The organism is Citrobacter sp. Cpo040 (genome assembly GCF_030332915.1).
GTDB lineage: Bacteria > Pseudomonadota > Gammaproteobacteria > Enterobacterales > Enterobacteriaceae > Citrobacter > Citrobacter portucalensis.
In genome coordinates this window covers 42,643-63,250 of sequence record NZ_JAOWGX010000025.1, presented here as the reverse complement: position 1 = coordinate 63,250, position 20,608 = coordinate 42,643, and the positions used below count along the sequence as shown (strand labels likewise).

19 protein-coding genes are annotated in these 20,608 nt (G+C 53.4%); 14 read left to right on the top strand and 5 right to left on the bottom strand.

Annotation, left to right across the window (positions count from 1 at the left end; genetic code table 11):
- Both malF and malE read right to left on the bottom strand, forming a co-directional pair.
- The gene (malF, locus tag OGX86_RS00590) at positions 1–1,545 is read right to left on the bottom strand and encodes a maltose ABC transporter permease MalF (RefSeq protein WP_286639021.1); all 1,545 of its coding nucleotides are present in this window, start codon (positions 1,543–1,545) and stop codon (positions 1–3) included.
- A 130-nt stretch (positions 1,546–1,675) separates the two neighbouring features.
- Complete coding sequence (gene malE / locus OGX86_RS00585; protein WP_048215135.1) at positions 1,676–2,866, bottom strand: maltose/maltodextrin ABC transporter substrate-binding protein MalE; 1,191 nt, start codon at positions 2,864–2,866, stop codon at positions 1,676–1,678.
- Positions 2,867–3,226: 360 nt separating this feature from the next.
- Between malE and malK the strand changes: the two genes are divergently transcribed.
- The 5 genes from malK to ubiA all read left to right on the top strand — a co-directional run bounded on the left by malK (position 3,227) and on the right by ubiA (position 8,408).
- Entirely contained in the window at positions 3,227–4,336 is a 1,110-nt protein-coding gene (malK, locus tag OGX86_RS00580; protein WP_008786916.1) for a maltose/maltodextrin ABC transporter ATP-binding protein MalK, read from the top strand.
- 91 nt (positions 4,337–4,427) lie between these two features.
- On the top strand, positions 4,428–5,783 hold the full coding sequence (locus OGX86_RS00575) for a maltoporin (RefSeq protein WP_038636248.1): 1,356 nt from the start codon (positions 4,428–4,430) through the stop codon (positions 5,781–5,783).
- Between the two features lie 113 nt (positions 5,784–5,896).
- Complete coding sequence (gene malM, locus OGX86_RS00570; protein ID WP_008786918.1) at positions 5,897–6,844, top strand: maltose operon protein MalM; 948 nt, start codon at positions 5,897–5,899, stop codon at positions 6,842–6,844.
- 180 nt (positions 6,845–7,024) lie between these two features.
- The gene (ubiC, locus tag OGX86_RS00565; protein WP_032942095.1) at positions 7,025–7,522 is read left to right on the top strand and encodes a chorismate lyase; all 498 of its coding nucleotides are present in this window, start codon (positions 7,025–7,027) and stop codon (positions 7,520–7,522) included.
- 13 nt (positions 7,523–7,535) lie between these two features.
- Positions 7,536–8,408 (top strand): 4-hydroxybenzoate octaprenyltransferase, encoded by an 873-nt coding sequence (ubiA, locus tag OGX86_RS00560; protein WP_048227490.1) that lies wholly within the window; start codon positions 7,536–7,538, stop codon positions 8,406–8,408.
- A gap of 60 nt (positions 8,409–8,468) precedes the next feature.
- Here the strand turns inward: ubiA and plsB are convergent, their stop codons facing one another.
- Positions 8,469–10,889, bottom strand: a complete 2,421-nt coding sequence (plsB, locus tag OGX86_RS00555; RefSeq protein ID WP_003826592.1) for a glycerol-3-phosphate 1-O-acyltransferase PlsB — start codon at positions 10,887–10,889, stop codon at positions 8,469–8,471.
- Between the two features lie 170 nt (positions 10,890–11,059).
- Here plsB and OGX86_RS00550 point away from each other — a divergent pair, with 170 nt between their 5' ends.
- From OGX86_RS00550 to OGX86_RS00535, 4 genes are all read left to right on the top strand, one after another.
- Entirely contained in the window at positions 11,060–11,428 is a 369-nt protein-coding gene (locus OGX86_RS00550; RefSeq protein ID WP_003826594.1) for a diacylglycerol kinase, read from the top strand.
- A 109-nt stretch (positions 11,429–11,537) separates the two neighbouring features.
- Positions 11,538–12,146, top strand: coding sequence for a transcriptional repressor LexA (lexA, locus tag OGX86_RS00545; RefSeq protein ID WP_003826596.1), 609 nt, complete (start codon positions 11,538–11,540; stop codon positions 12,144–12,146).
- Positions 12,147–12,277: 131 nt separating this feature from the next.
- A complete protein-coding gene (gene dinF, locus OGX86_RS00540; protein WP_079935026.1) occupies positions 12,278–13,597 on the top strand; it encodes an MATE family efflux transporter DinF in 1,320 nt (439 codons plus the stop codon).
- A gap of 136 nt (positions 13,598–13,733) precedes the next feature.
- Entirely contained in the window at positions 13,734–13,943 is a 210-nt protein-coding gene (locus OGX86_RS00535) for a CsbD family protein (RefSeq protein WP_003031706.1), read from the top strand.
- A gap of 48 nt (positions 13,944–13,991) precedes the next feature.
- Here the strand turns inward: OGX86_RS00535 and zur are convergent, their stop codons facing one another.
- Positions 13,992–14,510, bottom strand: coding sequence for a zinc uptake transcriptional repressor Zur (gene zur, locus OGX86_RS00530; protein WP_003031709.1), 519 nt, complete (start codon positions 14,508–14,510; stop codon positions 13,992–13,994).
- 115 nt (positions 14,511–14,625) lie between these two features.
- Here zur and OGX86_RS00525 point away from each other — a divergent pair, with 115 nt between their 5' ends.
- The 3 genes from OGX86_RS00525 to pspG all read left to right on the top strand — a co-directional run bounded on the left by OGX86_RS00525 (position 14,626) and on the right by pspG (position 16,596).
- Positions 14,626–15,114: a cupin domain-containing protein gene (locus OGX86_RS00525; RefSeq protein ID WP_003031710.1), complete on the top strand. Its 489-nt coding sequence runs from the start codon at positions 14,626–14,628 to the stop codon at positions 15,112–15,114.
- A 107-nt stretch (positions 15,115–15,221) separates the two neighbouring features.
- On the top strand, positions 15,222–16,220 hold the full coding sequence (dusA, locus tag OGX86_RS00520; RefSeq protein WP_048227488.1) for a tRNA dihydrouridine(20/20a) synthase DusA: 999 nt from the start codon (positions 15,222–15,224) through the stop codon (positions 16,218–16,220).
- Between the two features lie 133 nt (positions 16,221–16,353).
- Positions 16,354–16,596: an envelope stress response protein PspG gene (gene pspG / locus OGX86_RS00515; RefSeq protein ID WP_048227487.1), complete on the top strand. Its 243-nt coding sequence runs from the start codon at positions 16,354–16,356 to the stop codon at positions 16,594–16,596.
- A gap of 179 nt (positions 16,597–16,775) precedes the next feature.
- Here the strand turns inward: pspG and OGX86_RS00510 are convergent, their stop codons facing one another.
- A complete protein-coding gene (locus OGX86_RS00510; RefSeq protein ID WP_008786924.1) occupies positions 16,776–17,759 on the bottom strand; it encodes a quinone oxidoreductase in 984 nt (327 codons plus the stop codon).
- 64 nt (positions 17,760–17,823) lie between these two features.
- Here OGX86_RS00510 and dnaB point away from each other — a divergent pair, with 64 nt between their 5' ends.
- Positions 17,824–19,239 carry a replicative DNA helicase gene (dnaB, locus tag OGX86_RS00505; RefSeq protein ID WP_003826610.1) on the top strand — a complete coding sequence of 472 codons (1,416 nt, stop codon included), beginning with the start codon at positions 17,824–17,826 and terminating at the stop codon, positions 19,237–19,239.
- Between the two features lie 214 nt (positions 19,240–19,453).
- Positions 19,454–20,533 carry an alanine racemase gene (gene alr / locus OGX86_RS00500; RefSeq protein WP_003826612.1) on the top strand — a complete coding sequence of 360 codons (1,080 nt, stop codon included), beginning with the start codon at positions 19,454–19,456 and terminating at the stop codon, positions 20,531–20,533.
- Positions 20,534–20,608: the final 75 nt, after the last annotated feature.

Below are 20,608 nucleotides of genomic sequence, written 5' to 3'. Positions count from 1 at the left end.
TTAATCAAACTTCATACGTGTGGCTTTCAGGTTCACAATCGCCAGCGCACCAACCAGCAGGAAGATCAGCGTGGCAATCGCCGCCGCCAGACCGAAGTCCTGACCACCGCCGCCTTCAAAGGCGATACGGTAGGTGTAGCTCACGAGCAGGTCGGTATAACCGGCTGGTGTGGTGGTACCAAGACGGTCCGGACCACCGTTGGTCAACAGCTGAATCAGCACGAAGTTGTTAAAGTTAAAGGCGAAGCTGGCGATCATCAGCGGCGTCAGTGGCTTAATCAACAGCGGTAGCGTTATCTTAAAGAAGTTCTGGAACGGACCTGCGCCATCCATCGCCGAGGCTTCATATAGGTCGTCAGGAATCGCTTTCAGCAGACCCATGCACAGGATCATCATGTATGGATAACCGAGCCAGGTGTTGACGATAATAATCATCGAACGCGCGGTGGTTGGGTCGCTGAACCAGGCCGGTTTGATGCCAAACAGCGCGCTCAGCATCATGTTGATTTCACCAAAGCTCTGGTTGAATAAGCCCTTGAAAATCAGAATCGAGATAAACGACGGTACGGCATACGGAAGAATCAGCAGGACGCGGTAAATCGCTTTGCCTTTGAGAGACTCCCACTGTACGAGACAGGCCAGCACCATGCCCACGGCAACGGTCAAAATAACGGTCAGTACCGAGAAGACCACCGTCCAGACGAAGATGGCGAAGAATGGTTTCTGGATGCCTTCGTCGGTAAACACGCGGGTGAAGTTATCCCAGCCGATGGCAACGGTGTAGCCCGGGCTGAGTTTTTCGCTACCCCAGCTACCGTCAGCGTTAATCGCCTGATAATAACCAATATCGTTGTTGGCGCGGTATTTTACGCCGCTCTGGCTGTTGGTGAGTGTGCCGTCTTCAGTGAGCGTATAAAGTGGCTGCGTGCCGGAAAACTGGCGCAGCGAACTCATGGTAACTTTGCTTTCATCCGGCAGGATGGCGGTCAATTGGGTAAGCGCCTGGCGATTCTGCGTGATGATACGCAGCGTTGCACGTTCGCCTGCCGGTAGCGCCTCGGCTTCTTTCAGTTGCAGTTTCTGCTCGCCGCCAAATTTAAAGGCGTCAGAAAGGTAATTCTTGCCGGTTTCACCGTCGGTGAGGGCCAGTTGCCACTCATCACCCGCCGGATACAGGCCAAAGTTGTAGGTTTTCCCAGCCTGGTACGAACGATCCATCAGGACTTCCTGAGCACGTTCAAATGTCAGCTGGTTGGTACTGCTGTAGTTGGTAAAAGCAATGGCGATCGTACAAACCAGCGGAAACAGGACAAACAGCCCCATACCGGCAACGCCCGGGTAAACATAGCGCCAGGCATAGGTTTTACGGTTAGCGAAAATATACAGGCCAGCAGAGCTTAAAATCAGCGTCATGATGGCAAACAGGTACTCCCCCTGAGCGTACATCAAAACAACAAGGTAACCGACCAGCAGCCCAAGCAGACCCATCACTGACCATTTCAGCGTGTCGCTTTGCCACCAGTGTTTCTTTTTAATGACATCCATGGGGTTCAATCCTCAACAACAATGAAAACCTGTTGGTCAGCGTGCCTGATGGCGCTGCGCTTATCAGGCCTACATACCCTGTAGGCCGGATAAGGCATTTATGCCGCCATCCGGCACGTTCACAACTGCATTACTTGGTGATACGACCCTGCGCGTCCTTCAGTGCGGCATCGACGGTCTGACGGCCGCTGGCTGCGTTGATCACTGCGGTACGAACGGCATACCAGAATGCGGACATCTGTGGGATGTTCGGCATGATTTCGCCTTTCTGGGCGTTATCCATGGTGGCGGCGATACGTGGGTCTTTCGCTAACTGATCCTGGAAGGATTTCAGCGCAACGGCACCCAGCGGTTTGTCCTTGTTCACTTCATCCAGACCTTGATCGGTCAGCAGGTAGTTTTCGAGGAACTCTTTCGCCAGTTCTTTGTTCGGGCTGGCGGCGTTGATACCGGCGCTCAGAACGCCAACAAACGGTTTAGACGCTTTGCCTTTGAAGGTTGGCAGTAGCGTGACGCCGTAGTTGATTTTGCTCTTATCGATGTTGGACCACGCCCACGGACCGTTGATGGTCATCGCGGTATCGCCTTTGTTAAAGGCCGCTTCGGCGATGGAGTAATCGGTATCCGCGTTCATGTGTTTGTTCTTGATCAGATCAACCAGGAAGGTCAGACCCGCTTTCGCGCCAGCGCTATCCACGCCAACATCTTTCACGTCGTACTTGCCGTTTTCAAACTTGAACGCGTAACCACCGTCGGCGGCAATCAGCGGCCAGGTGAAGTACGGTTCTTGCAGGTTGAACATCAGCGCGGATTTACCTTTCGCCTTCAGCTCTTTATCCAGTGCAGGAATTTCTTCCCAGGTTTTCGGTGGATTTGGAACGAGGTCTTTGTTGTAAATCAGCGACAGCGCTTCAACCGCGATCGGGTAGGCAATCAGTTTGCCGTTATAGCGTACGGCATCCCAGGTGAAGGGATAGAGCTTGTCCTGGAACGCTTTGTCAGGCGTGATTTCAGCCAGCAGGCCAGATTGAGCGTAGCCGCCAAAACGGTCATGTGCCCAGAAGATGATGTCCGGACCGTCGCCAGTCGCGGCAACCTGCGGGAATTTCTCTTCCAGTTTGTCAGGGTGCTCAATAGTGACTTTGATCCCGGTGTCTTTCTCGAATTTTTTGCCCACTTCAGCGAGGCCGTTATAGCCTTTGTCGCCGTTAATCCAGATAACCAGCTTACCTTCTTCAATCTTGGCGAGAGCCGAGGCGGAAAACATCATCGTCGTTAATGCAGACAATGCGAGGATGCGTGCGCCAGTTTTGATTTTCATAGTTCCCATCCTGTTTGGTGATTTTGCAGAGGTGGCTTAACGGTTACTAGTTTCTTTATACGACAACCTCTTTCCATCCTCCTTACCCCTACGCCCCACCCGCTCTTTATGTGATCTGTGTTACATAAATGTGAGTATTGCGTACTGGCGCACATAAAAACCCACCGATTTTTGCAGGCTGCATCACGAAATTCCTCTGAGGCTGGTGGCCCGGGTCTCAGACGCTGCTCTCTCATCCTCCCGCCTCCTCCCCCATAAAAAAGCCGGGGGGTGGAGGATTCACGCAGTCAAGGGATCGCGCATAGTCAGCCCATCATGAATGTTGCTGTCGATGACAGGTTGTAACGAAGGGAGAAGGGCATGGCGAGCGTACAGCTACGAAATGTAACGAAAGCCTGGGGTGACGTGGTGGTATCGAAAGATATCAATCTCGACATTCACGAAGGGGAATTCGTGGTGTTTGTCGGACCGTCAGGCTGCGGTAAGTCGACCTTGCTGCGTATGATCGCCGGACTTGAAACCATCACCAGTGGTGACCTGTTTATCGGGGAGACCCGGATGAACGACATTCCGCCCGCCGAACGCGGTGTGGGCATGGTCTTTCAGTCTTACGCGTTGTATCCCCATTTGTCTGTCGCGGAGAACATGTCGTTCGGCCTCAAACTGGCCGGGGCGAAAAAAGAGGTGATGAACCAGCGTGTGAATCAGGTTGCGGAAGTTCTGCAACTGGCGCACCTGCTGGAGCGTAAACCGAAAGCGCTTTCCGGCGGACAACGTCAGCGTGTGGCGATTGGCCGTACGCTGGTCGCCGAACCGCGCGTATTCCTGCTGGACGAACCACTGTCGAACCTCGACGCTGCTCTGCGCGTGCAGATGCGTATTGAAATATCCCGCCTGCATAAACGTCTCGGCCGCACGATGATTTACGTCACCCACGATCAGGTCGAGGCGATGACGCTGGCCGACAAAATTGTGGTGCTGGATGCCGGTCGCGTCGCGCAGGTTGGTAAGCCTCTGGAACTGTATCACTACCCGGCTGACCGCTTTGTCGCGGGCTTTATCGGTTCGCCAAAAATGAACTTCCTGCCTGTGAAAGTTACCGCAACGGCGATTGATCAGGTGCAGGTTGAATTACCAAACCGCCAGCAAGTCTGGCTCCCGGTAGACAGCCATGCGGTACAGGTTGGCGCCAACATGTCTTTAGGTATCCGCCCGGAACATCTGCTGCCCAGCGATATCGCCGATGTCACCCTCGAAGGTGAAGTGCAGGTGGTCGAGCAGCTTGGTCACGAAACACAAATTCATATCCAGATCCCCGCCATCCGTCAAAACCTGGTTTACCGCCAGAACGACGTGGTGTTGGTAGAAGAGGGTGCCACATTCGCTATCGGCCTGCCGCCAGAGCGTTGCCATCTGTTCCGTGAAGATGGCACTGCATGTCGTCGGTTGCACCAGGAGCCAGGCGTTTAAGGTCCCCATAAAAAAACGAAACGCAAAACCATTCGCAGTTTTAGAAGGTGGCAGCGTTTAAAGAAAAGCAATGATCTCAGGAGATAGAACGATGATTACTCTGCGCAAACTTCCTCTGGCGGTTGCTGTGGCAGCAGGCATTATGTCTGTTCAGGCAATGGCTGTGGATTTCCATGGTTATGCTCGTTCCGGTATCGGCTGGACGGGTAGTGGCGGCGAACAACAATGTTTCCAGGCAACAGGTGCACAAAGTAAATACCGTCTCGGTAACGAATGTGAAACCTACGCTGAAATTAAATTAGGCCAGGAAGTGTGGAAAGAAGGCGATAAGAGCTTCTACTTCGACACCAACGTCGCCTACTCCGTAGCACAGCAGAATGACTGGGAAGGGACTGACCCGGCCTTCCGTGAAGCCAACGTGCAGGGTAAAAACCTGATTGAATGGCTGCCAGGCTCTACTATCTGGGCCGGTAAGCGCTTCTACCAACGTCATGACGTGCACATGATCGACTTCTACTATTGGGATATTTCAGGTCCTGGTGCCGGTATTGAAAACATCGATCTGGGCTTCGGTAAACTGTCTCTGGCCGCGAGCCGTTCTCAGGAAGCGGGTGGTTCATACGCGTTCAGCAGCCAGAATATCTATGATCGTACCAAAGACACCGCTAACGACGTATTCGACGTTCGTTTAGCGCAATTGGCAACAAACACTGATGGTATGTTGGAACTGGGTGTTGACTACGGTCGTGCGAATACGACAGATGATTACAGCCTGGCAGACGGCGCATCAAAAGATGGCTGGATGTTCACCGCTGAACATACCCAGAGCATGCTGAAGGGCTACAACAAGTTTGTTGTTCAGTACGCGACAGACTCCATGACCACGCAGGGTAAAGGTCTGAACCAGGGTTCTTATGGTTCTTCTTCCTTCACCATTACTAACCCAGACGGTAGTAAAACCAATTACGCCAATAACGTGATTAATAACAACGGTAGCCTGGTTCGTATTCTCGACCACGGTGCCATCTCCTTGGGCGACAAGTGGGATCTGATGTACGTCGGTATGTACCAGAACCTCGATATGGATAACGATCTGGGTACTGAATGGTACACCGTCGGTATTCGCCCGATGTACAAATGGACGCCAATCATGAGCACCCTGATGGAAGTCGGCTACGACAACGTCAAATCTCAGCAGACCGGCGATCGCAACAGCCAGTACAAAATCACCCTCGCGCAACAATGGCAGGCTGGCGACAGCATCTGGTCCCGCCCGGCAATTCGTGTCTTCGCAACCTATGCCAAGTGGGATGAGGAGTGGGGCTACGTCAAAAATGGTAACGACGTAACCAAATATGCAGCTGCAACGAACTCTGGTATCAGCACCACCAGCCGTGGTGACAGCGATGAGTGGTCCTTCGGTGCTCAGATGGAAATCTGGTGGTAATTCAGCACTAACCTGACGTAAAGACCGAAAGAGGGGCGTAAGCCCCTCTTGATTACGGTTTAGCGCGCTATTGCCTGGCCACCGCTGAACCCATGCTATCTGAGGTGATAACAATGAAAATGAAGAAAAGTCTCGTTGCCCTTTGTTTATCTGCAGGGTTATTTGCCAGCGCGCCTGGCATCAGCCTGGCCGATGTAAATATTGTTCCGCAGAACACTACCGCGGCCCCAACCATTCCCACTGCGGCGCTGCAACAGTTAACCTGGACGCCAGTTGATCAATCCAAAACTCAGTCCACACAACTTGCCAATGCAGGTCAGCGTTTAGATGTTGCTGGTATTACTGGCCCGGTCGCGGCCTATAGCGTACCGGCGAACATTGGCGAACTGACCCTGACGCTGTCCAGTGAAGTCAACAAACAAACCAGCGTATTTGCGCCAAACGTCTTAATTCTTGACCAAAACATGACGCCATCTGCGTTCTTTCCCAGCAGCTATTTCACCTACCAGGAGCCCGGCGTGATGAGTGCCGATCGTCTGGAAGGCGTAATGCGTCTGACGCCAGCGCTGGGCCAGCAAAAACTGTATGTTCTGGTCTTTACCACAGATAAAGATCTCCAGCAGACCACGACCCTGCTCGACCCGGCGAAAGCTTATGCCAAGGGCGTCGGTAACGCTGTTCCCGATATTCCGGACCCGATCGCCCGCCACACCACCGATGGTCTGCTGAAACTGAAAGTCAAAACCAGCTCCTCCTCCAGCGTGCTGGTCGGGCCGCTGTTCGGTTCTTCCGGCCCTGGCCCTGTCACTGTCGGCAATACCGCAGCGCCTGCAGTGGCCTACGCGGCTCCGGCAGCAGCCGTTGCCGCTCCAGCGCCGCAGCCGGTGAAGAAAAGTGAGCCGATGCTGAACGACACGGAAAGCTATTTTAATCAGGCGATTAAGGATGCAGTTGCAAAAGGCGATGTTGATAAAGCGCTGAAGCTGCTTGATGAAGCGGAACGTCTGGGATCCAAATCTGCCCGATCCACCTTTATCAGCAGTGTAAAAGGCAAGGGGTAAACATCTCCCCACATTGTTGATTTTGCAACAACTGGTGCGTCTCCTGGCGCACCTTTTTTTATCCTTCGGTGCGAATTGTTACACTTATGTTGCCCTACCGATCACTTAATCGTGTTTGCTCACCCCGTAATGCCTTTTCTGCGATACAATGCCTTTAGGTTATAAATCGGAGAGTAAGGCATGCCACACCCTGCGTTAACGCAACTGCGTGCGCTGCGTTATTTTGATGCGATCCCGGCGCTGGACGCCCAACTGCTCGACTGGTTGTTACTGGAAGATTCCATGACCAAACGTTTTGAGCAGCAGGGCAAAGAAGTCACCGTCACGTTGATTCGCGAAGCGTTCGTTGGGCAAAATGAGGTGGCTGAAGAACTGACTCTGCTGCCCAAAGAGTCCCGCTATTGGTTACGCGAAATCCTGTTATGCGCGGATGGTGAACCCTGGCTTGCCGGGCGTACCGTGGTGCCTGAATCAACCTTGTGCGGCCCTGAACTGGCCTTACAGAACCTGGGGAAAACCCCGCTCGGACGCTACCTGTTTACGTCATCGACATTGACCCGAGATTTTATTGAGATTGGCCGCGATGCAGCGCTGTGGGGGCGTCGTTCCCGCCTGCGGCTGAGCGGTAAGCCACTGATGCTTACCGAGCTTTTTCTGCCTGCGTCGCCGTTGTACTGAGAGGAAGATAAAGATGGAGTGGAGTCTGACGCAGAATAAGCTGCTGGCGTTTCACCGCTTGATGCGTACGGATAAGCCAATCGGCGCCTTACTGCTGCTCTGGCCTACGCTGTGGGCTCTGTGGGTGGCGACCCCAGGCATGCCGCAACTGTGGATCCTAGCAGTTTTTGTCGCTGGCGTTTGGTTAATGCGCGCCGCCGGATGCGTGGTGAATGATTATGCCGACAGGAAATTTGACGGGCACGTCAAACGCACCGCGAATCGACCGCTGCCGAGTGGGGCTGTCACCGAGAAAGAAGCCCGAACGCTGTTTGTGGTACTGGTGCTGCTGGCCTTCCTGCTGGTTTTGACCCTCAACACGATGACCATTTTGTTGTCCGTTGCGGCATTAGCATTAGCGTGGGTTTACCCGTTTATGAAGCGCTATACGCATCTGCCGCAGGTGGTGCTGGGGGCGGCGTTTGGCTGGTCGATCCCGATGGCGTTCGCCGCCGTGAGTGAATCCGTACCGCTGAGTTGCTGGCTGATGTTCCTTGCGAATATTCTCTGGGCGGTGGCCTATGATACGCAGTACGCCATGGTTGACCGGGATGATGACCTGAAGATCGGCATTAAATCGACCGCGATCCTGTTTGGTAAGAACGACAAGCTGATTATCGGTGTTTTGCAGGTTGGCGTGCTGGTGTTGATGGCGCTGGTGGGTTGGCTAAACGGGTTAGGGCTGGGTTATTACTGGTCTCTGCTGGTGGCGGGCGCGCTGTTTGTCTATCAGCAGAAACTGATCGTCAATCGCGAACGTGATGCCTGTTTTAAAGCGTTTATGAATAATAATTACGTCGGTCTGGTGTTGTTCTTAGGACTGGCGATGAGCTACTGGCATTTTTGAGTTTGGTCTAGTCTGCAAAATAAAAAACCGGTCAGTTCATTCCGACCGGTTTTTTTATGCTTACTCGCCTTGTGTAGCGCTCTCGATGGTCAGACGCACATCTGACGTGACCAGTTCGGCCAGCATCTGATAGATCTTCATCGTCTCTTCCGGTTCGGCATCTCCGGTATCGCTGATGAATCCCTCGTCACGCAGCGTCAGCACCAGAGAGCTGAACACGGCTTTATCGAAGAATTCCGGCGCGTTAATGCCGTGCAGCACTGAGAGGCGTTGCGCCACGGTGCGGCTTTCTTTCTCCAGCGTGCCACGGTTGATCGACGGATTGGCGCTCAGCAACCAGAAGGTAATGGCGTAGCGTTGCAACGTCTCGCGAGCGCCTGCCGCCAGCAGCTGTAGCGTACGGGAGCGGGCCGGATTGATATGCAGTTCGTCATCGGTCAGGGTGATAAGTCCCTGGCGCTGCATTTCGCTGGCCAGTTCGTCAATCACTCCGGCAAGTTCATCACGCTCCCAGCGTAAGAACAGCTCCGCTTTCAGCATCGGATACAGCGCATCAATATGCTGCTGTAGCGCGGCGCGTGAAATACGACGATGCTGAGTCACGATGGCTGCCATCAACGAAGGCAGAACCAGCATATGCGCAATGTTGTTGCGGTAGTAGGTCATCAATACCGCCTGCTCGCGCGGCAAAATGATGATGTCGCCGATGGTGTCTTTCTCGACCTCAAACTTGTTCATCTGCAAGGCGTGATCGATCAATTCACTGGCGCTCTGCGCGGGGACTGTAGCATCTGCCGCGTACGGCACATTGCGTAGCAGGCTGAGATAGCAGTCAAGCTGCTCGGTCAGCTGTTCACGGGTCAGAGAGCGCTGGCGGGAAGCCAGTAACGCAGTACAGCACAGGTTCATGGCGTTGGCCGCGCCTGCGTTGTTAATGCGCACCATCAAATCGGCGGCAATGTTATTCACCGTCGGCGTCAGCCAGGCCGGGCGGATAGACTCGATAGGGTCGATAGATTCACGCCACTCCGGCACATGCTGGTTGAGGTAAGTCATCAATGGCATTGGTTCACCAAAGTTGACGTAGCCCTGACCCAGGTTACGCAGCTTGCTTAAGCCACGCAGCATTTGCGGCAGGCTTTCTTTCTCTTTCGTCGCGCCACGCAGCTCTTTTGCGTAGGTGCCCACTTCCATTACGTGCTCATAGCCGATGTAAATAGGAACGAGGGTAATCGGACGTGTACCGCCGCGCAGCATCGCCTGAATAGTCATCGACAGCGTGCCGGTTTTCGGGTCGAGCAGACGACCGGTACGTGAACGGCCCCCTTCGACAAAGTACTCAACCGAGTAACCGCGGCTGAACAGCTCGCCCAGGTATTCACGGAATACGGTGGAATAGAGCTTGTTGCCCTTGAAGGTACGACGAATAAAGAACGCGCCCAGACGGCGGAAAATCGGACCCGCTGGCCAGAAGTTCAGGTTGATACCGGCTGCGATGTGCGGCGGCACCAGACCCTGGTGGTACAGAACGTACGACAGCAGCATATAGTCCATATGGCTGCGGTGGCACGGAACGTACACGATTTCATGCCCATCGTGCGCCAACTGGCGTACACGTTCAGCATTGTGAACGTTAATCCCCTGATACAGACGGTTCCAGGTAAAGCCCAGAATACGGTCCGTCAGACGGATCATCTCGTAGGAGAAGTTGGCGGCAATCTCTTCCATCAGCGCAATGGCATTTTGCTGCGCTTTTTCGTGGGAGATTTTTTTACTGCGCGCTTCATCTTCTACCGCACGAGCGATCGCTTTTGAGGCCAGCAGCTTATTAAACAGGTCCTGGCGGGCAGGGAGGCGCGGGCCGACAGCGGCCAGGCGCTGGCGAGCAAAGTGCATACGCGCCACGCGTGCCAGCTTCTGAGCGATGATCTTATCCGTACCGTGTTCATCCGCCATACGGCGCAGAGAGACCGACGGGGAGAAGCGGACAAAACTGTCGCGACCCAGCCAGGACACCGCAAAGAATTTCTGTACACCGTTCAGCATGCGCAGCGGCGGATTGACTTCGCCTTTTTCACGCCCCGGCGCACGGCCAAACATCACCGAAACCGGCACCATCTGCACATCCAGATCTGGATTGCTGCGATGCAAGTCGAGATAGTTGTGGAACAGCTTGATGGACTCTTCTTTCGGCGTGTAATAGGTGAATACACGCGGACCGCCGTGAATAAACACGTAGCGCGGTAACAGCGTTCCGTCTATCTCTAGTGGTTCCAGGGGATCGGGGAGGTCGTGCACCAGACATTGGGCACGCAGCGTCAGCAAGTCAGCTTTCGAATTGTACGGTAGGACGTACATAATGGGACGCGAAGTATCGAGTCCCAATTCCGGAGCAGGTTCTGCTGGAATAGACTTGCTTTTTACCAGGACGCTTAATGGTAAATTCAGTAATTTGTAGTAAATTCGTGGCCAGCCGGACATAAACGATGTAAAGCCTCTGGTTAATAATGCAAATGCGCTGCAAGGATATCAGAAAGTTTAGTGAATTTCTGTGGTATCCGGTCATACTTCGCGCTGCTTTGCCACACCCTGAACAAACGGGGTAACGTTACAATGACATTGACGCTAATAATGTAAAAAGGTTCTTTTTGATGGCCAATAATACCACTGGATTCACCCGAATTATCAAAGCTGCAGGTTATTCCTGGAAAGGTTTTCGCGCCGCATGGATTAATGAGGCGGCATTCCGTCAGGAAAGTGTTGCTGTCCTGCTGGGCGTCGCCATCGCCTGCTGGCTGGATGTTGATGCAATTACCCGCGTGTTGTTGATTGGTTCTGTGATGCTGGTGATGATCGTTGAAATCCTCAACAGTGCGATTGAAGCGGTGGTTGATCGTATTGGTTCTGAGTACCACGAACTTTCCGGTCGGGCGAAAGATATGGGGTCGGCTGCGGTATTGCTGTCTATTTTTGTCGCTCTAATCACCTGGGGCATCCTGTTGTGGTCGCATTTGCGATAAGGCTTCCACAACTGCATAAATCTCCTGTTTTTTGTGCAGTTTGCGGTTCCAAAATCGCCTTTAGCTGTATATACTCACAGCATAACTGTATATACACCCAGGGGGCGGAATGAAAGCGTTAACGGCCAGGCAACAAGAGGTGTTTGATCTCATTAGAGATCACATCAGCCAGACAGGTATGCCACCGACGCGTGCGGAGATCGCGCAGCGTTTGGGGTTCCGTTCCCCAAACGCAGCTGAAGAACACCTGAAAGCGCTGGCGCGTAAAGGTGTGCTGGAAATTGTATCCGGCGCATCGCGCGGTATTCGACTGTTGCAGGAAGAAGAAGAAGGGTTACCGCTTGTGGGGCGCGTGGCAGCCGGTGAGCCACTTCTGGCGCAGCAGCACATCGAAGGCCACTATCAAGTCGATCCTTCACTGTTCAAACCGAACGCCGATTTTCTTCTGCGCGTTAGCGGTATGTCGATGAAAGATATCGGGATTATGGACGGTGATTTACTCGCTGTGCATAAAACCCAGGACGTGCGTAACGGCCAGGTTGTTGTTGCCCGTATTGATGACGAAGTTACGGTTAAGCGCCTGAAAAAGCAGGGAAACAAGGTTGAACTCCTGCCAGAAAACAGCGAATTCAAACCTATCGTTGTCGACCTGCGCGAACAAAACTTCACTATTGAAGGGCTGGCAGTAGGCGTCATCCGTAACGGTGAATGGCTGTAATTTTCTGTTGAATCCCTGTAGGCCGGATAAGACGATGACGTCGCCATCCGGCAACGTGCCCGGTAGCGCTGCGCTTGCCGGGCCTGCATCACATTATCCAGTACGTCTAACTTCTTCTCAGGCCCTCCTGTATGCCTTTCTTTACCTCTTCTGATAAAGCACTCTGGCACCTCGCCTTACCCATGATCTTTTCCAATATCACCGTTCCCCTGCTGGGACTGGTGGATACCGCGGTGATTGGTCATCTGGATAGTCCGGTCTATCTTGGCGGTGTTGCGGTTGGTGCTACGGCAACCAGTTTTCTTTTTATGCTGCTGCTTTTTTTGCGCATGAGCACCACCGGTCTTACCGCCCAGGCATTTGGTGCGAAAAATCCGCAGGCGCTGGCGCGCGCACTGGTGCAGCCGCTCATGCTGGCGCTGGGAGCAGGGTTGCTTATCGCACTTTTTCGTACGCCGATTATCGATCTGGCTCTGCACATTGTTGGCGGAAGTGAAGCGGTACTGGAGCAGGCCCGACGTTTCCTCGAAATTCGCTGGTTAAGCGCACCCGCCTCGCTGGCGAATCTGGTGCTGCTCGGCTGGCTGCTTGGCGTTCAGTATGCGCGTGCGCCGGTTATCTTGTTGATTGTCGGTAATATTCTCAACATTGTGCTCGATATATGGCTGGTGATGGGCCTGCATATGAACGTGCAAGGTGCGGCACTGGCAACGGTGATTGCTGAATATGCCACCTTGCTGATCGGCCTGATGATGGTGCGCAAAGTCCTGCATATGCGCGGAATTTCGCTGGCAATGCTGAAGCAGGCGTGGCGTGGCAACTTCCGCCGTTTGCTGGCGCTTAACCGTGACATCATGTTGCGCTCGCTACTGCTGCAGCTCTGTTTTGGCGCAATCACGGTGCTGGGTGCGCGTCTGGGAGGCGATATCATTGCGGTTAATGCCGTTCTGATGACCCTGTTAACCTTTACCGCCTACGCGCTGGATGGATTTGCCTATGCCGTGGAAGCGCATTCGGGCCAGGCCTATGGGGCGCGAGACGGTAGCCAGTTGCTGGACGTCTGGCGGGCGGCCTGCCGACAGTCCGGTATTGTGGCTATTTTGTTTTCGCTGGTTTATGCCCTGTTTGGCGAGCAGATTGTTGCGCTGCTGACCTCGCTGCCGCAGATCCAACAGCTGGCCGATCGCTATCTTTTCTGGCAGGTGGTGTTACCGCTGGTGGGTGTCTGGTGTTATCTGCTCGACGGAATGTTTATTGGCGCGACGCGCGCGGCAGAAATGCGCAACAGTATGGCCGTTGCTGCCACAGGATTCGCATTAACGCTGCTGACTTTGCCGTGGCTGGGAAACCATGGCTTGTGGTTGGCGTTAACCGTTTTCCTGGCGTTGCGCGGGCTTTCACTGGCCTTTATCTGGCGACGTCACTGGCGTAATGGAACCTGGTTTGCCTGAGCGGGATGGTTAAAAATTCCGAATAGTAAATAAAACCCAGAATCACTGACTACACTTATTCTCACGTCCAGCAAAAACAGCATGTGTCTGGACATGGCACTCTCGCTATTCACAACCTAACGATGAGGACTTGATGATGAATAAAGACGAAGTCGGCGGCAACTGGAAGCAGTTTAAAGGTAAAGTGAAAGAGCAATGGGGCAAACTGACCGATGATGATATGACGGTCATTGAAGGTAAACGTGACCAACTGGTCGGTAAAGTCCAGGAGCGTTACGGTTACGCGAAAGATCAGGCGGAGAAAGAAGTTAACGATTGGGAAAAACGTAATGATTACCGCTGGTAATTAACCCTTCCCTCCTGAGAGTACAAGGATGTACGCTCTCCCGCTTACCTAGCGCCCAACTTTCTTCTTCACCTGAATCGTATGGTCATGCTGGCACTCGCCAGGATGGCGGCAAGATTCAACTTCCACACAGGCCGGACACAGCCCGTGGGCTTCAATAACGTTATGCCGCAGTGCAAAGCCCATTTTTGCCGCCAGCGTATGCATAATGTCTTCCACGCCTTCCGCACACTCTTCTTTTACCACTCCACAGCGGTCGCAAATGAACATTGCGGAACTGTGGGTTGGCTGATCGAACAGATGACAAAGCACATAGCTGTTGGTGGATTCCACCTTGTGCACGAAACCTTGTTCCAGCAGAAAATCGAGCGCACGATATACGGTAGGTGGTTTAGCCTGTGGCTCAGTTTCCCGCAACAGGTCGAGCAGGTCATAGGCGCTGATCGCACCTTCCTGCAGGCTCATCAGGCGCAGTACTTCGAGGCGTTGTGGCGTAAGCCGCACGTTGCGTTGCGCGCAGAGTTTTTCAGCTTGAGCCAATAACTCTTGCGTAGTGGTTTTGTCCATTTGGCGCCTCGATTTGCGTGGAAGGTTAATCCCTTACTTTAACATGTTCTGCTTAAAACGCCGAGATCCACCGTGGTGTGCTATACCTGACGCATCGCAATACTGGAAAATAACCATGAAAAGACCCGATTGTATTCGCCACTGGCGTGAGGTTGAGGGGGCTGATGACTCCACTTATCCTGACAGCGATGAGCTATTTGCTATTGGCGCGCCGCTTGCCCGCAAGTTGGGGTTAGGACGACTCGGCATTCATCATGAACGCCTGCCGCCGGGTCGGCGCACGTCGTACCCGCACGCTGAAAGCGATGAAGAAGAATTTATCTACGTGCTGGAAGGTTATCCTGAGGCCTGGATTAACGGGTATTTATGGAAGCTGGAACCGGGCGACAGCGTCGGTTTCCCGGCAGGTACAGGCGTGTGCCATACCTTTATCAATAACACCAGTGAAGAGGTGCGCCTGTTAGTCGTGGGTGAGGCGAACAAAAAATACAACCGCATTTATTATCCGCTTAACCCGGTCTACGCCGCTACACGTGAGGATCGCTGGGTCGACCATCCGCCACAGTTTTTTGGATCTCACGACGGAAAACCGGGGCGTAAATAGCTTTTGTTTAGGGTCAGGGGGAGTGAGCCGCGAGGATGTGGCTCACTATCGTAACGGTCTATGCTATAGTAGCGCCCCTTTTTTAACCGGATGCTTGAATATTCGCCATGCTGCCTGAATCTCAGTCTACCGCTTTTCCCGCTCATCGTTTTTCTATCGCGCCGATGCTCGACTGGACGGACAGACACTGCCGCTACTTTTTGCGCTTACTGTCCAGCCAGACGCTGCTCTATACGGAGATGGTAACCACTGGGGCAATCATTCATGGTAAAGGCGATTATCTGGCGTATAGCGAAGAAGAACATCCGGTCGCATTGCAACTGGGCGGGAGCGATCCTGCGGCGCTGGCGCAGTGTGCTAAGCTCGCTGAACAGCGGGGCTACGACGAAATTAACCTCAACGTGGGTTGTCCTTCCGACCGCGTACAGAATGGTATGTTTGGTGCCTGCCTGATGGGGAATGCGCAACTGGTCGCCGATTGTGTCAAAGCGATGCGCGACGTGGTGTCGATTCCGGTTACGGTGAAAACTCGTATCGGCATTGATGACCAGGACAGCTACGAATTCCTCTGCGATTTCATCAACACGGTATCTGGCAAAGGCGAATGTGAGATGTTTATCATTCACGCCCGCAAGGCCTGGCTGTCAGGGTTAAGCCCGAAAGAAAACCGCGAAATTCCACCGCTGGATTATGACCGTGTTTATCAGTTAAAGCGCGATTTTCCGCATCTGACGATGTCGATCAACGGCGGCATTAAATCGTTGGAAGAAGCGAAAATTCATCTGCAACATATGGATGGCGTGATGGTGGGGCGTGAGGCGTATCAAAACCCAGGCATTCTGGCGTCCGTTGACCGCGAGATTTTTGCAGCTACCACCAAAGATTCCGATCCAGTCGCCGTGGTGCGTGCCATGTACCCGTATATTGAGCGTGAACTGAGTAAGGGAACCTATTTGGGACATGTGACACGCCATATGTTGGGGCTGTTTCAGGGTATTCCCGGTGCGCGCCAGTGGCGTCGTTACCTGAGCGAGAATGCACATAAAGCCGGGGCAGATATTAACGTTCTGGAACATGCGCTGAAGCTGGTGGCAGACAAGGGTTAAGTTTTCACCAAAAGTTAGTTAATTTCACCACGCCCTGCGCTTTGTCGCGGGGCGTTTTCTTTATAAATCAACGCATTATTTTTGGCATGTTTCTTGTAAAGCAATGGAGAGAATTTCATTTCGGGAGAGAGCCATGCTGGAACTACTTTTTGTGATTGGATTTTTTATCATGCTGATGGTCACCGGCGTATCTTTGCTGGGCGTTCTGGCCGCATTGGTCGTAGCCACCGCCGTGATGTTTCTGGGCGGACTATTTGCCTTGATGATTAAACTGTTGCCCTGGCTGCTACTGGCTGTTGCCGTGGTGTGGGTGATCAAGACGATAAAAGCGCCAAAAGTCCCACAGTATCAGCGCAATAACCGCCGGTTTTACTAAGGTATTGAGCGGTACGTCACAACCTGCAACATTGCCTTTAGAACCAAATAGGAATTGATTATCAAATCTGTCACTATTGCTAGGTTAACGAATTCATCGAGCTGTACCCTACATACAGCCGAACTAAAAAAAGAAAGGGCTTCCTGCGGGAAGCCCTAATTCTTTCTTTCCCCGTCATCTTAAGGAATTAGCAAACTCGATCCCTGCGTGGCACGGCTTTCCAGTACTTCATGAGCACGCTGTGCATCGTGCAGTGCGAACGTTTGACCAGGCGCGACATCCACTTTGATCACTCCGCTGGCAATCAGCGAGAAAAGCTCATTGCTGGCTTCGGTTAATTCGCGGTGGTTGGTGATGTAACCCTGTAGAGAAGGACGGGTCACGTAGAGCGAACCTTTCTGGTTCAGAATGCCTAAGTTCACGCCAGTAACCGGCCCGGAAGCATTACCAAAGCTGACCATTAGTCCCCGGCGCTGCAAACAATCCAGCGAGGCTTCCCATGTATCTTTCCCCACCGAGTCATACACCACCCGCACTTTTTTACCGCCAGTTACCTCTTTCACTCGCTCAACAATGCTCTCTTCACGATAGTTGATGACCTGCCATGCGCCAGCCTGCAGCGCAATTTGCGCTTTTTGCGCACTGCCGACGGTACCAATCAGCTTCGCACCCAATGCTTTTGCCCACTGGCAGGCAATCATACCGACGCCCCCCGCAGCCGCATGGAACAAAAACGGCTCATCAGGTTGAATTTCATAGGTTTTACGTAACAGATAAAAAACGGTTAGCCCTTTAAGAAACGAGGCGGCAGCTTGTTCAAACGAGATAGCGTTAGGCAGGATGGCGGCTTTATCGGCCGGAACGTTATGCACTGAACTGTAAGCGCCAAGAGCAGACTGGGCGTACACCACGCGATCGCCAGCTTTAATGTGTGTTACTTTGCTGCCAACTTTGCTGACTACGCCGGCGGCTTCGGTACCCAGCCCGCTGGGCAGAGATGGCGGCGGATAAAGACCACTGCGGATGTAGGTGTCGATATAGTTGATCCCAATCGCTTTGTTCTCGACCTGGATTTCGTTTTCCGCCGGGTCTACGGGCGTAAACTCCACCGCCTTGAGTACATCAGGGCCACCATGCTTGTGAAATTCAATACGTGTTGCCATGCTTCCTCCAAAAGAAATGTGGTAATCTTTCGACCCAATCATTATCTCGGTAACTCCATTCACTATGGCAGGAAATAAACCCTTCAACAAACAACAGACTGATGCTCGTGAGCGCGATCCCCAGGTCGCCGGGCTGAAAGTACCGCCGCACTCGATTGAAGCGGAACAGTCGGTGTTGGGCGGTTTAATGCTGGATAACGAACGCTGGGACGATGTCGCCGAGCGTGTGGTGGCGGAAGATTTTTATACCCGTCCGCACCGGCATATCTTCACGGAAATGCATCGCCTGCAGGAGATGGGAAAACCCATCGATCTGATCACGCTGGCAGAGTCGCTGGAAGTTCAGGGACAACTGGACAGCGTCGGCGGTTTTGCTTACCTGGCTGAGTTGTCTAAAAACACGCCAAGTGCGGCGAACATTAGCGCTTATGCGGATATCGTCCGCGAACGCGCCGTTGTTCGTGACATGATTTCAGTTGCGAACGAAATCGCGGAAGCCGGATTCGATCCGCAAGGACGTTCCAGTGAAGACCTGCTGGATCTCGCGGAGTCTCGCGTCTTTAAAATCGCTGAAAGCCGCGCCAACAAAGACGAAGGCCCGAAAAACATTACCGATGTGCTCGACGCCACCGTCGCGCGTATCGAGCAGCTGTTCCAGCAACCGCACGACGGCGTCACCGGGGTGAACACCGGTTATGACGACCTCAATAAAAAGACTGCTGGTTTGCAGCCGTCAGACTTAATTATTGTCGCCGCGCGTCCGTCGATGGGTAAAACGACATTTGCAATGAACCTCGTCGAAAATGCGGCGATGCTGCAGGATAAGCCGGTTCTTATCTTTAGTCTTGAAATGCCCTCAGAACAGATCATGATGCGTTCCCTGGCCTCGCTCTCACGCGTAGACCAAACTAAAATCCGTACCGGTCAACTGGATGATGAGGACTGGGCGCGAATTTCCGGAACAATGGGTATTTTGCTGGAGAAACGAAACATCTATATTGATGACTCTTCCGGCCTGACGCCAACGGAAGTGCGTTCGCGTGCCCGTCGTATCGCCCGTGAACACGGCGGTATCGGACTTATCATGATCGACTACCTGCAGCTGATGCGCGTGCCGTCGCTTTCCGACAACCGTACGCTGGAAATTGCTGAAATTTCCCGCTCGCTGAAAGCGTTAGCGAAAGAACTGCATGTACCGGTGGTGGCGCTGTCGCAGCTTAACCGCTCTCTGGAACAACGTGCCGACAAGCGTCCGGTCAACTCGGATCTGCGTGAGTCTGGCTCCATCGAGCAGGATGCCGACTTAATCATGTTTATCTATCGTGATGAGGTTTATCACGAAAACAGCGACCTGAAAGGGATCGCAGAAATCATTATTGGTAAGCAACGTAACGGCCCGATCGGTACGGTGCGCCTGACGTTTAACGGTCAGTGGTCGCGCTTCGATAACTATGCGGGCCCACAATACGACGACGAATAAATCTCCGTCATCCTTCATGCTGCAGATGCGTTGACTACGCCCGTTCACCCCAGTCACTTAGTTTACTAAGCTCCCGGGGATTCTCTGGCTTGTCGCGTGACTTGGACTGCGTCCTCGCCCCTTCGGGGCCAGCGCAGGCGCTGTTCAAAAACGCCAAAGCGTTTTTGTCCTGCAACACGAATGATTTAGGAAATTCTTTTATTAAGGAATACAAATGCAAGCGGCAACTGTAGTCATTAACCGCCGCGCTCTGCGACACAACCTGCAACGTCTGCGTGAACTGGCTCCAGCCAGCAAACTGGTTGCGGTCGTGAAAGCGAACGCCTACGGCCATGGTCTGTTAGAGACCGCGCGAACGCTCCCCGATGCGGACGCTTTTGGTGTCGCTCGTCTTGAAGAAGCCCTGCGCTTGCGAGCGGGAGGGATCACGCAGCCCATCCTGCTGCTGGAGGGATTTTTTGATGCCTCCGATCTGCCGACTATTTCCGCGCAGCGCCTGCATACTGCCGTCCACAACCAGGAGCAGCTCGAAGCTCTGGAAGCCGCTAAACTGGCTGAACCCGTTACCGTCTGGATGAAGCTCGATACCGGTATGCATCGCCTGGGCGTACGCCCTGAGCAGGCCGAGGCGTTTTATCAGCGCTTAACACAGTGTGAAAACGTGCGCCAGCCGGTCAATATCGTCAGCCACTTTGCTCGTGCGGATGAGCCTGAGTGTGGCGCGACCGAAAAACAACTCGATATCTTCAACAGTTTTTGTGAAGGCAAACCGGGGCAGCGTTCGATTGCCGCGTCGGGTGGTATTTTGCTGTGGCCGCAGTCTCACTTCGACTGGGCGCGTCCGGGGCTGATTCTGTATGGCGTATCGCCACTGGAAAATCACTCCATCGGCGCTGATTTTGGCTGCCAGCCGGTAATGTCGCTGACCTCAAGTCTGATTGCGGTGCGTGAGCACAAAGCGGGCGAGCCGGTTGGTTATGGAGGAACCTGGCTGAGCGAGCGCGACACGCGTCTTGGCGTGGTAGCGATGGGCTATGGCGATGGTTATCCGCGCGCAGCGCCTTCGGGGACGCCGGTACTGGTCAACGGCCGTGAAGTGCCGATCGTCGGTCGCGTCGCGATGGATATGATTTGCGTCGATTTAGGCCCCGAAGCGCAGGATAAAGCCGGCGATTCGGTGATTCTGTGGGGCGAGGGCTTGCCCGTTGAACGCATTGCTGAAATGACGAAAGTAAGTGCTTACGAACTTATTACGCGCCTGACCTCAAGGGTAGCGATGAAGTATATCGATTAGCAGCATGATGTGCCGGACAGGTGGTTACGCCGCCTTCCGGCAATATTCCTCTCAACATCCTCTCGATCTTCTCCC